Raw genomic sequence first — 11,626 nt, 5'->3', positions numbered from 1 at the left:
CGTAGGAAGGCTCTTTTTTCATGACGACAAACAGTATTCCAGCAGCGCCGCATGCACGCCATCTTCATTGTTCGAAGCGGTCACCACATTGGCCGCGGCCTTGACCTCCAGCGGCGAGTTATCCATCGCCACGCCCAGGCCGGCATAGGTCAGCATCGTAATGTCATTATAATAATTGCCGATCGCCAGAATCTCCTCCTGCCGGAAGCCGCGCCGCTCGGCGAGCTGCTTCAGGGCGTTCCCTTTGGACGCCTCCGGGTTCATCAGATCGACAAAGTATTCACCGCTGCGCAAAATGTTAAATTCCGGCGTCCACGCCCCGATTTCCTGATGCACCCGGTCCATCGTGTCCGGCTGCCCAAACGCGGTGACCTTGACGATCGGCTCTTTCAGGTCATGCAGCGGCGGCAAGACCGACGGCAGCATCAGATAGTTTTCATACATGCTGCGTACTTCCACGGCCAGTCCTTCAACGTCGTCGACAAACATTTGAAACGCCGTATTGACGTCAAAATGAACGCCTTCCTTCCGGAAGTAGTCCAGGTAAGGTAGGATCGCCTTGGCGTCCATCGCATATTGGTGAACCACTTCACGGGTGTCCACCTTAACCGTAGCTGCCCCGTTATGGCTGATGACATAGCCGGAGAGCCCCATCTGCTCCATAAACGGAATGGAATTTTGCGGTCCTCTCCCGGTGCACAGCACGATTTCGGCGCCTTGGCGCGCGGCCTCCTGAATCGTCTTCTGCGTCTGTTCGGTCACTTCATGCTCATCATTAAGCAGTGTGCCGTCGACATCCAGCGCAATCAGTTTGTATTTCATGCTCCATCCATCCTTTGCAGTAATGTCTCTCTCTGTTTCAGAGCGTATCTATCTTTGATCTATTGTAGTATGCCAATGTTATCGGGATGTTTCATCCTTCCCAAGTTGCAGCAGCTCATCTTCCGTCAGCTCACGGTAAGTCCCGATTCGCAAGCCTTCATCCAGCTTCAGGCTTCCCATCTGCACGCGCTTGAGGTAAGTGACCTTTTTCCCGACCGCCTGGAACATCCGCTTCACCTGGTGAAATTTCCCCTCATGGATCACGAGGGAGATGTGGGATATGACCTCGTCCCCCTGCTGCTCTTTGCGCACAATGGCGAGCTCGCCGGGTAGCGTGACATAACCGTCGTCCAGCCTTACTCCGGAAGCGAACTGCTTGACATCGTCTTCGGTCACGTCGCCGGATACGACAGCCTCGTACGTTTTGGGGACATGCCGCTTGGGCGACAGCAGCTCATGCGCCAGCTTGCCGTCGTTTGTGAGCAGCAGCAAGCCTTCCGTATCCTTATCCAGCCGCCCGACCGGAAACGGCTCGAAAGCCAAATGCTCCGGCTCCAGCAGATCCAGCACGGTCCGGTCCCGTGTATCCTCGGTCGCCGATACGACGCCCGGGGGCTTGTGCAGCATGAGATAGATGAATTCCTTATAATGGACTTGCTCCCCGTCAATCCGGATTTCATCCTTGTACGGATCGACATGCATGCCGCTGTCCTTGGCGCGGATTCCGTTGACGGTAACCCCCGCCTGTTTGACTTTCTTCTTGATATCGCTTCGGGAACCGTATCCCATATGCGTTAAAACCTTGTCCAACCGCAGTGTCGTTCTGCCCTGCTTGCTCATGCGGATGTCCACCTCCAGCCTGCCGGATATTCGTTCTTCAGCATACCCTCCTGCCACTTGCCCCATCCGGCCGAATAACCGTCGATGCAGACCAGGGCGTAACCCTTGGGCGCAGCCACGCTCCCGCATTCCACGCGTTCCTCGGGAATGTTCAGCGTTTCGCCCTTCAAATAACGGACGGCTTCGCCGCTCCCGGAGTCCAGCCGGATGACCCGGACGAACTCCCCGGGATGCAGCGCCGTTGCCAGCGGATGGGCCGGAACGAAGCGGCCGTTCTTGTCATCGCCCATGTACCAGCCCGGCCGGACGACCTTCAGCCCGTCCAGAAGGCCGGCCGGCAGCGGCGATTGATAGATATGGGAGCCGTAGACGACCGTGTGGCCCCCTGGCACGAAACCTTGCAGATGCCCGCGGATGAATGCTTCATACGCGGCCGTTGGCGCGGCTTCACCCTGATTTGCCGTGCCTTTTTTCGACGGCTTCCCTTTCCCTGGCTTGGCGTTTCGAAGGGTCCGTTCCTTTCCCTTGGACCGGTCAGCGGGCTCCGCCGGAGGCGTGCTGCTCAGCAGCGCGTCCCTGGCCCGCCCCGCTTCGGCAGCAGATTCGGTGTCCGCCTCATGCTGCAGGACGGCCAGGAAATGCCCTTCGCCTTCAATCCGATGCGGCCACAGCCGGGCCGTGCCCCGTACCTGCTCCCAAACCTCATCGGGAATATCCCTGGACCCGGAGCCTTGTTCCTTCAGCCAATCCGTTTCCCCGGCGGCAAAAGAGCCGGTTCCTCCGATCGGAACCACACGAAACTCCGGATGAGCGGCCACAAATTCTGCGATCATCCCCTCATTCTCTTCCGGGGAAAACGTGCAGGTCGAATAAACGATCCGTCCGCCGGGTCTGAGCATCGAGGCGGCAGCGCGCAAAATGCCGCGCTGCATGTCCGCGTACTTCAGCGGCGAATCCCCGTTCCATTCCTTGATCATCGCTTCGTCTTTGCGGAACATCCCTTCGCCTGAGCAAGGGGCGTCGATCAGAATTTTATCGAAAAAGGCCGGGAATTTCTCCGCGATCCGGTCGGGATGCTCATTCAGCACGACCGCGTTGCGGACGCCGTATAATTCGATATTTTTGGCCAGTGCCTTGGTCCGGTCAGCATTCAAGTCATTAGAGACCAGCATGCCTGTCCCCTGCAGCTTGGCCGCAATTTGCGTCGATTTGCCTCCCGGGGCGGCGCACAGGTCCAGTACGGCCTCTCCGGGCGTCACATCCAGCAGCTCCACCGGAGCCATTGCGCTTGGCTCCTGGATATAATAGAGGCCCGCATGATAATACGGATGCCTGCCGGGCCGTTCTCCCGCTTCGGTATAGAAGCCTGTCCCGCACCAGGGAATCGGCCGCAATTCCCATGGGGCGATAGACAGCAGGTCTTCTGTAGAAATTTTCAGCGTATTGACCCGGATGCCGCTGCGCGGCACACGGTCATACGAATCCATAAAATCGGTATACTCCTCTTTCAGCAAGGAACGCATCCGTTCCTGAAAGGCAGCCGGCAGCTTGAGCGCCATGTGCTTCATCATCCTGTCTTTATTATAAAATCGTTGGCCGGACCCATTGTATCAGCCCTCGTCCATACAAACAACCCGCTGCGTATGGATCGGCAGCGGGCTGAATCCGGATGTTATGCCTCATCGGAATGATCGTTTTTCTTGTAGGCCGCGATCAGTTCCCGTACCTCTTCGAGGAGCTGTCTCATGCTCTCCATGTCATGAGGCTCGCCCGGCTCGGTCCTGGACCAGATTTGATTGAACCGTTCCTGGAACGCCATCGCCTCATTCACCAGATGATAGTAGTAGAGCTGATGGATCATCGCCAGCACCGTAGAGGTCACGTTGGAATCGTCCTCAAATTGCTTCTGCGCCTCGAGGATATCCTCACGTATGCTCGACATCTCGTTATCCAGCACGGATGCCGCTTCCGCCGCGGTCTGCAGCCGCTTGCGGATATTGTCCGGAAGGCTCTCCCGATACTTATAGCTGAGCGAATGCTCGATTGTCGCCCAGAAATTCATCGCCAGTGTGCGGATTTGGATCTCCGCCAGCACCGGTTTTTGGCCGACCGCCGTCTGAACCGGGTACTCCACGATCATATGAAAACTGCGGTAGCCGCTTTCCTTATAATTCGTAATATAATCCTTTTCATACAGCACCGTCAGATCCTTCCGCTTGCGGATATATTCGGCCACGCGGCGGATATCCTCGACGAACTGGCACATGATTCGGATGCCGGCAATATCCTCGATCCCTTGCTCCAATTGGTCCATCGGAACATTCAACCGCTTTGCCTTGTCCAGGATGCTCGATATCCTCTTGACGCGTCCGGTCACGAACTCGATCGGGGCATATTCCTCTCTCTTCTTCAGTTCCGCACGCATCGTCTTGAATTTGACTTTCAGTTCCTCAACGGTTTGTTCATACGGTAGTAGAAACAATCCCCAATCTCTGCCGTCCATTCACATGCCTCCTGTCTGTCTCCCTCAGTGATGGTCTGCCCCCACAGCCTCGGAGATATGGGCAAAACCGTCACGACGCAAAAGCTCTCTTAGCCCGGCGTTGATTATCCGGTTGATTTCGGGTCCTTCATATATAAGGGCAGTATAAATTTCCACCAGGCTTGCACCCGCCCTGATCTTCTCATAAGCATCTTCAGCGGTGAAAATGCCGCCGGAACCGATGATCGGCAGCTTGCCGCCCGTCTGGCGGTATACCCGGGATACGACCTCCGTGGACCGGGTGCGCAGCGGTTTGCCGCTCAGTCCCCCGGTTTCCTTGGCGTTTGAATGGCTCAGCCCTTCCCGCCCGATCGTCGTGTTCGTGGCAATAATGCCAGAGATCCCGCTCGGAGCAAGCGCATCGACCATTTCCTCCAGCTCGGTGTCGCTCACGTCCGGCGCGATTTTCACCAAAATATGCTTGGACTCCCCATGCTTGGCAGCTTGTGCCCGCATCTCTTCCATAATATGCCGGACCAATGACGAAAGTTCGCTGCCGTACTGCAGATTGCGCAGATCCGGCGTGTTCGGCGAACTGATGTTAACCACAAAAAAATCCCCGTACGGATACAGGGTACGCAGGCATTCCTGATAATCCTTATAGGCTTCCTCGTTCGGAGTCACTTTATTTTTGCCGATGTTTACGGCGACCGGGATCCGGCGGTTATTGATGGCCGACAGCCGCTTGGCCATAGCCTCCGCTCCCTCATTGTTGAATCCCATCCGGTTCACAAGCGCCTCATCGGGCGGAAGGCGAAACAGGCGGGGCTGATCGTTGCCCGGCTGTCCCTTCGGGGTTACCGTGCCAACCTCCATAAAACCAAAGCCGATGGAAGAAAAACCGTCGACCGCTGCTGCATTTTTGTCCAATCCTGCTGCAAGTCCAACCGGTGTCGGAAAATGTATGCCGAACAGATCCACTGCGAGGTCTGCCGTCTCGTTCACGCCGTACATGCTTCGCAGTAGGCCCGTTCCTCCCGGAAACGCGCCCGCGGAATGAAGTCCGCCGATGACCAAATGGTGAGCTTTCTCCGGATCCATTTTAAAAAATATCGGTTTTGCCAAATTTCGGTACAGCACCAGCCAATCTTCCTCTCCATGCACATTGTCGTCTCTATCCTTCAGTTTATCCTTTATCGGTATAAAAATAAAGTTTTTTGCCCGATTGGAGCGGCTGGCGCCACACCTGTTCCCTGCTGGCATTTTACATTGAAAGCCATTACAATGGGGGTAAGATTGAATCTGATTAGGAAAGAAGGTAGAACGTATGGCAACCAAGCGCAAACCGCCGACGCTTCAGCAGAAGAAAGAAGAAGTCAACCGGAGGGCGGTGCTTTGGGTCGGGATCGGCCTGCTTTTGCTCATTCTGCTCATTTCGGTTCTGATTATTTTCAACGTGTGAGAAAAACGCAGCAACCACGCATTTCACTGAGGACAAGCCTCTCTACGAGGCTGCGGTTCACAGCCAGTGATACGTCTGATGGGGGTTCGTCTGATCCTGCTTCGGCTTCGTAAGGAATCTTTCCTTCGGAACGAGCGGCAGATCAGGCAGACCCCCCTTGCTTATGAGTACCGGGGTGCCCAGCGGAACGAGATCAAAAAGCTCCTCGATGTCCGCCTTGCTCATCCGGATGCAGCCCTTGGATTCGTCCTTGCCTACGCTGTCCGGCTCATCCGTCCCGTGAATCGCATAATTGGTGTCCGAGAGCTGCATGCCCCTGCTGCCAAACTCGCCGTCATCGCGCCCGTTCGGATTCATCACCTTGATCGAAATGGCGTATTTCCCCTCTGGTGTCCGTTCTCCCCCTAGCCCAACTTTATAACTGCGGATGAGTTTATCTCCGCTGACCACGGCCAGACGGTGCGCCGCTTTATCAACGATGATTTCGAGCCGCTGCTGAAAAAAGGGCTTCTGTCCCCATGTCGAAGCAAACGGCGACGACGGCGCATTCGTGCCGGATGCCGTTTCGCCGCTCCCACCTTCCAGCCCCACAGACGAACTTCTGCCGGTTTGCATCCATTCAGCCATCGGGGCAAACGCGTCCTGCATCCGTGGCGTCCGTCCCGAAACCCAGTTTTTGGGAAACGGCTGCATCAGATCGCCCAGGGACTTCGGCAGGGCTCCGTTCTTTTCGCGGTAGGCAGCCATGGCGCTGTACAGTAATGCCAGCTCTTCCTGCTCCTGCATCCACTTCGAGGCGGCGGACTGCAATGCTTCCTGATCCTGCGGATTGCAAGCGCACTCCTTGGCGTTATAGGACTGATAGGTCATCTCCCCTTTGCCGCTGGATAGCATCGTATAGGAAACCGGCAGATCGCGCGACCAGAGCAGCCATTTCCCCTGCCGTTTCATGGACTGGACCGCCAATCGATTCTTGGTTTCCTTCGTACTTGATAATGCGTCGGCAAGAAGGAGCGCTTTGCCATTCGTATCATCCTCGCCCAGTGCGGTAAACACCGTACCGGAAGCGGGCTGTCCCGCTTCTTCCGCAGCCCCTTCGCCTTTACCGCTGCCTGGCATATCTTTGGTCTCCGGCATGCCGCCGTTTGCTGCAGCAGCCTCCTGCCCCGCTTCCGTGGGTTGCGCCGAGCGCTCTGCAAGGCTCTGCCGCTCAGGCGACTCCACCGAAGGAATCAGCACCAGGATGAGGATCATCAAGACAACCGCCGCCCGGCGGATCCACCGCCGTTTCCGCTCCGCATCCTCAGCCTGCTTCAGCAGCTTCTGTTCATATTCAAGCCAAATATCCGAAGGAACCCGGCTCGTTTCAAAGGCTTCAAAGATTCCGCCCGATTGGTTAAAGCAGTAGTTAGCCTTCCCCTGCTGACCGTTTTTTTCATATTCCTTCCCCAGCAAATACCATCCCATTTTATTCTCCGGATGCATCTGAACGTATTTTTTGAGATAGAGCGAATTCTTCACCGGAACCTCCATGCGCAAATGTTCTTTCTATTTATATCGGCACGTGGAAAACAAAAAAACATCCCCCTCGAGGCCTATTCGGCCGGGGGATGCTTTCAGAAACGGGCGAAGGCCAGCAGGCGGCGCCTCAGCCTTCTTTATGAAAAGGGCAGTCTGCGATCTTGATGGAATCGGTCGGGCAGCCGTCAACGGCATCCTGCAGGTCATCGTACATCTCTTCAGGGATTTCCGTGTTGCCGGTGTTGCCGTCGCCGCCGTACACGACCTCGGCCAACCCCTCATCGTCGTAATCGTAAATATCCGGAGCGGTTGCGCCGCAGGCGCCACACGCGATGCAGGTATCTTTCTCAACCCAAGTAAATTTGGCCATGGCTCTCCTCTACCTTTCTATTTATCTATAAAAAAACGAAATGCTCTCCATTATAGCAACAAATTCATATTTATATCGTAACGCAAATTTCGTCATCTCTTCAATGACAAAAATCACACAATTTCGTTTCGTGACTTTCGTCCTAGCCGCCTACGGAAGATCCTCTTCGCGCTTATCAACAAAATCCATCTGCAGCGACGTTCCTCTGACCCGGTGGTTGCGCAGCAGCGCCGACGGATCGTCGCCGAGCATGCCGGCGGTAACGACGGCGTTCTCCCCAAATTTGTTCCGCAGCTCGTCCATGATCTTGGTCAGGTTCTCCTTCTTCGGCTGCTTCTCGTAACTGAACAGATCGAGCTGGATCGCCGACTCTTCCTTCGGTACCAAATGCTGCAGCGTCACGCCGAGCAGCCTGACCGGTTTGTCCCAGCTCCAATGCTCCGCATACAGCTTGCATGCCGCCTCGTAGATGTCCTCGGCATTTTCGGTCGGGGCAGGCAGCACGCGGGCACGCGTGATCGTCTTCATATCCGGCGTCCGGATTGTGATCTGCACCCCTCCTGCGACGAGTTCCTTCCTTCTTAAGCGCCGGGCCACCTGATCGCTCAGATTGAGCAGCACCCGGTGCACGTCTTCCTTGTCGCTAATGTCGTGGGGAAGGGTCGTCGTATGGCCGACCGATTTGCTCTGCTCCCGGTCCTCCACCACCTGCGAATGGTCAATACCGTTCGCCGCCTGCTTCATCCAGGCCCCTACGACCCCGAACACGCGAATCAGTGCATCTTCGTCCGTACGCGCCAGCTGACCGATCGTATGGATGCCGATTTTGCGCAGCTTCTCCGCTGTTTTGCCGCCGATCCCGAACAGTTCGCCACAAGGCTTGTTCCACAGCACGTTTGGCACATCGCGAATGCGAAGGACCGAGATGCCGTTCGGCTTTTTCATGTCAGAGGCCATCTTGGCCAGCAGCTTGTTCGGGGCGATCCCGATAGAGCATGGCAATCCCAGCTCCTCATAGATCCGCCGCTGGATTTCTTCAGCGATGTGCTGCGGCGTCCCGAACTGCTTTGATCCGGTAATATCGAGATAGCATTCATCAATCGAAGTCGCCTGCATAAGCGGTGTATAGGAATAGGCAATTTTCATGAATGCCTTGGAATACTTGCGGTATAAATGAAAATCAGGCTTAATGACGATCAGATCAGGGCACAGCTTCAGCGCCCGGGTGACCAACATGCCTGTCGAAATGCCCCGTTTTCGCGCAGCATAGGAACAAGTGACGATAATCCCCTTGCGCAGCTCCATGCTTCCTGCAACCGCCGTGGGCATTCCCCGGTATTTCTCCGGCTCCTCCGCCTCATGGACGGAGCAATAAAACGCGTTCATATCAACATGCAAAATGACTCTGCCATTCTGCGGATAATAGGCATCTACGCTTTGCTTGTCCATCCTTCTCACCCTTACCAAATTCATAAATCCAGCATACCGCTCGCCACAAACGAGGTCAAGAACCCCGGGAACCTTCTGGCACTCCGAATTCTTTGTTACATTCCCGCGTAAAAATGATATAATAATGAATTATACAAATGACGTAGTGATCATTCCAAGACTTCCAAAGGAGGACTCCCATGTCTAAGTCCATTTCCATCTTCGATACGACCCTGCGGGACGGCACCCAAGGCGAAGGTGTCAGCTTGTCCGCCGACGATAAACTGAAGATTGCCAAGAAGCTCGATGAGCTTGGCGTACAATATATTGAAGGTGGCATTCCGGGAAGCAACACCAAGGACATCGAGTTTTTCAAAAGGGTTCAGCAGCTGGGCCTGAGCGCCAAAATCACCGCTTTCGGCAGCACGCGCCGCAAAGACAGCAAAGCTGAACAGGACGGAAATTTAAAGCGTATTCTCGAATCCGGCGTCCAAGCCGCCACGCTGGTCGGCAAATCTTGGGACTTTCATGTCCATACGGCGCTGCAGACCACGCTGGAAGAGAACCTGGCCATGATTTATGATTCGATCGCCTATTTGAAGCAGCAAGGGCTTGAGGTCATTTTCGACGCCGAGCACTTCTTCGACGGCTACAAGAATAATGCGGACTATGCCGTTTCCGTGCTGAAGAAGGCCAAGGAAGCCGGTGCCGATTGGCTCGTCATGTGCGACACGAACGGCGGAACACTTCCGCACGAAATTCACGGGATCGTCTCCAGCCTGACAACACACATTCCTCAGGCCCAGTTCGGCATCCATACGCATAATGACTGCGAGCTCGCCGTGGCCAACACGCTCAGCGCGGTGGAAGCCGGCGCCCGCCAGGTTCAAGGAACGATCAACGGCTACGGCGAACGCTGCGGCAACGCGAATCTCTGCTCCATCATTCCGAACCTGGAGCTTAAGCTCGGCTATGAGTGCATCGGCGAAGAGCGCTTGAAGCAGCTGACCAACACCGCCCGCTTCGTCAGCGAAATCGCCAACGTCAACATGCCGGTGAACCAGCCGTATGTCGGCAACGCAGCATTCGCGCACAAAGGCGGAATCCACGTCTCCGCCATTCTCCGCGACTCGCGCACATACGAGCATATCGTGCCTGAACTCGTCGGCAACAAGCAGCGCGTGCTGGTGTCGGAGCTCGCCGGCCAGAGCAATATCGTGTCCAAGGCGCAGGATATGGGCCTAGACTTTGATTCAACGAGCGAGCATTCGCGCAAAGTGATCGAGAAGATCAAGGATCTCGAGCACCAGGGCTACCAGTTCGAAGCGGCCGACGCGTCCCTGGAACTCCTCCTGCGCGAAGCCGGCGGCGAAATGAAAGAGCTGTTCACCTTTGAATCCTTCAAAATGCTGGTGGAGAAAACCGCCGGCAGAGCCGTCGTTTCCGAGGCCTTCGTCAAGCTGAACGTCGCCGGCAACAACGTCTACACCGCGGCCGAGGGCAACGGTCCGGTCAATGCGCTCGACAACGCGCTGCGGAAGGCGCTCGTGCAGTACTTCCCGGCGATCAAGGAAATGCACCTGTCCGACTATAAGGTCCGTGTGCTGGACGAGAAGGATGCGACCGCGGCCAAGGTACGCGTACTGATCGAATCCCGCAACATCAACCAGTCCTGGAACACCGTCGGCGTGTCCGAGAACGTCATCGAGGCGAGCTGGGAGGCGCTGGTCGACAGTATGCGCTATGCCCTGCTGGGACAAATCCTTCAGGAGTCGGAATCTGAAGCGGCTTCCCCATCGCAGGGGCTGGTCAATCACTAAACCATTAAAACTTAGCTTTATGAAGCAGACCGTCTGGGAGTAATCTTGACGGTCTTTTTTAGAGAATCAAAACGTATAAACTTTCGCGGCTAAATCATCCTGATCTCGCAAAAAAAAGCCCGCCGATGTACCCGGCGGGTCTTCCAATCCATATCTTTGCGATTTACGACTTGATCAGAGATTTGATCTTTTTCTCCAGATCCTTGGACGGCAGAATCCCCAGGATCACGTCCTGAACGACGCCGTTCTTGTCGATCAGCACGTTCGTCGGGAACACAGCTCCTTTATACTGGTCGTAAATGGTTCCTTTCAGATCCAGCATGACCGGGAAGTTCACGTCGTATTTCTCGACGAAGCTTTTGGCATTTTTCTTGTTGTCGTATTTGGTGACGTTGATGCCGTAAATATTCAGGTCATCCTTGTATTTTTCCGCCAAGGCATGCAGCTCGGGCGCTTCCTGCTGGCAAGGATCGCACCAGGAAGCCCAGAAATTCACCAGGATGGCCTTGTCCTGTGCTCCGCCGACATGGTATTCTTGCCCGTCGAGCCCCGTGGCTGAGAAGGCCGGTGCCAGATATCCTTCCTGCGGCTTGGTTTCAGTCGGCAGCGACTTCTCCTGCTGGAATGCAGCCTGAATTTTGTCGCCTGCGCTTTGATAGACTACAACACCCGCCAGCACTAAAAAGGCGAGCAGAATATACACATTACGTTTCATTGATGTCGTCCCTTTTTTCTTAAAGTGGTATACCCTATATTTTACCCTCTTTTCACCGGAACTTACAAATGAACTGCAATTTTTTTCCCGCCCCTCCTATTCCCCTTGCGCCTGGCTTGATCTGCCGAGAACGCCTCTTGCGCTTGAATGGGCATCCGGATACACT

General features: G+C 55.4%; 11 protein-coding genes. 2 read left to right on the top strand and 9 right to left on the bottom strand.

What is annotated here, in order from left to right; all coding sequences use genetic code 11:
* Nucleotides 1–18 precede the first annotated feature (18 nt).
* From CJP46_RS13060 to CJP46_RS13040, 5 genes are all read right to left on the bottom strand, one after another.
* Nucleotides 19–822, bottom strand: coding sequence for a Cof-type HAD-IIB family hydrolase (locus CJP46_RS13060; RefSeq protein WP_094596000.1), 804 nt, complete (start codon nt 820–822; stop codon nt 19–21).
* A gap of 78 nt (nt 823–900) precedes the next feature.
* Nucleotides 901–1,662, bottom strand: a complete 762-nt coding sequence (locus tag CJP46_RS13055; protein WP_094595999.1) for a pseudouridine synthase — start codon at nt 1,660–1,662, stop codon at nt 901–903.
* Nucleotides 1,659–3,221 (bottom strand): RsmB/NOP family class I SAM-dependent RNA methyltransferase, encoded by a 1,563-nt coding sequence (locus tag CJP46_RS13050; RefSeq protein ID WP_094595998.1) that lies wholly within the window; start codon nt 3,219–3,221, stop codon nt 1,659–1,661. Before CJP46_RS13050 ends, CJP46_RS13055 begins: the two co-directional genes overlap by 4 nt.
* 113 nt (nt 3,222–3,334) lie before the next feature.
* Nucleotides 3,335–4,165, bottom strand: coding sequence for a GTP diphosphokinase (gene yjbM, locus CJP46_RS13045; protein ID WP_094595997.1), 831 nt, complete (start codon nt 4,163–4,165; stop codon nt 3,335–3,337).
* A gap of 24 nt (nt 4,166–4,189) precedes the next feature.
* Complete coding sequence (locus CJP46_RS13040) at nt 4,190–5,284, bottom strand: quinone-dependent dihydroorotate dehydrogenase (protein ID WP_179281165.1); 1,095 nt, start codon at nt 5,282–5,284, stop codon at nt 4,190–4,192.
* A gap of 187 nt (nt 5,285–5,471) precedes the next feature.
* Here CJP46_RS13040 and CJP46_RS37105 point away from each other — a divergent pair, with 187 nt between their 5' ends.
* A complete protein-coding gene (locus tag CJP46_RS37105) occupies nt 5,472–5,606 on the top strand; it encodes a hypothetical protein (protein ID WP_256992312.1) in 135 nt (44 codons plus the stop codon).
* 57 nt (nt 5,607–5,663) lie between these two features.
* On the opposite strand, the gene CJP46_RS13035 is transcribed toward CJP46_RS37105, so the two are convergent.
* From CJP46_RS13035 to CJP46_RS13025, 3 genes are all read right to left on the bottom strand, one after another.
* Entirely contained in the window at nt 5,664–7,127 is a 1,464-nt protein-coding gene (locus tag CJP46_RS13035; protein WP_094596168.1) for a L,D-transpeptidase, read from the bottom strand.
* 127 nt (nt 7,128–7,254) lie between these two features.
* Nucleotides 7,255–7,497, bottom strand: a complete 243-nt coding sequence (locus CJP46_RS13030; protein ID WP_094595995.1) for a ferredoxin — start codon at nt 7,495–7,497, stop codon at nt 7,255–7,257.
* Nucleotides 7,498–7,647: 150 nt separating this feature from the next.
* The gene (locus CJP46_RS13025; protein WP_094595994.1) at nt 7,648–8,946 is read right to left on the bottom strand and encodes a DNA polymerase IV; all 1,299 of its coding nucleotides are present in this window, start codon (nt 8,944–8,946) and stop codon (nt 7,648–7,650) included.
* A 179-nt stretch (nt 8,947–9,125) separates the two neighbouring features.
* Here CJP46_RS13025 and cimA point away from each other — a divergent pair, with 179 nt between their 5' ends.
* Complete coding sequence (gene cimA, locus CJP46_RS13020; RefSeq protein WP_094595993.1) at nt 9,126–10,745, top strand: citramalate synthase; 1,620 nt, start codon at nt 9,126–9,128, stop codon at nt 10,743–10,745.
* 163 nt (nt 10,746–10,908) lie between these two features.
* Here cimA and CJP46_RS13015 read toward each other — a convergent pair whose 3' ends face one another.
* Nucleotides 10,909–11,460: a TlpA family protein disulfide reductase gene (locus CJP46_RS13015; protein WP_094595992.1), complete on the bottom strand. Its 552-nt coding sequence runs from the start codon at nt 11,458–11,460 to the stop codon at nt 10,909–10,911.
* Nucleotides 11,461–11,626 lie beyond the last annotated feature (166 nt).

Source organism: Paenibacillus sp. XY044 (assembly GCF_002257645.1).
Taxonomy (GTDB): Bacteria; Bacillota; Bacilli; order Paenibacillales; family Paenibacillaceae; genus Paenibacillus_AQ.
The sequence above is the reverse complement of the archived record's forward strand: the minus strand, read 5'-3'. Positions and strand labels throughout refer to the sequence as shown.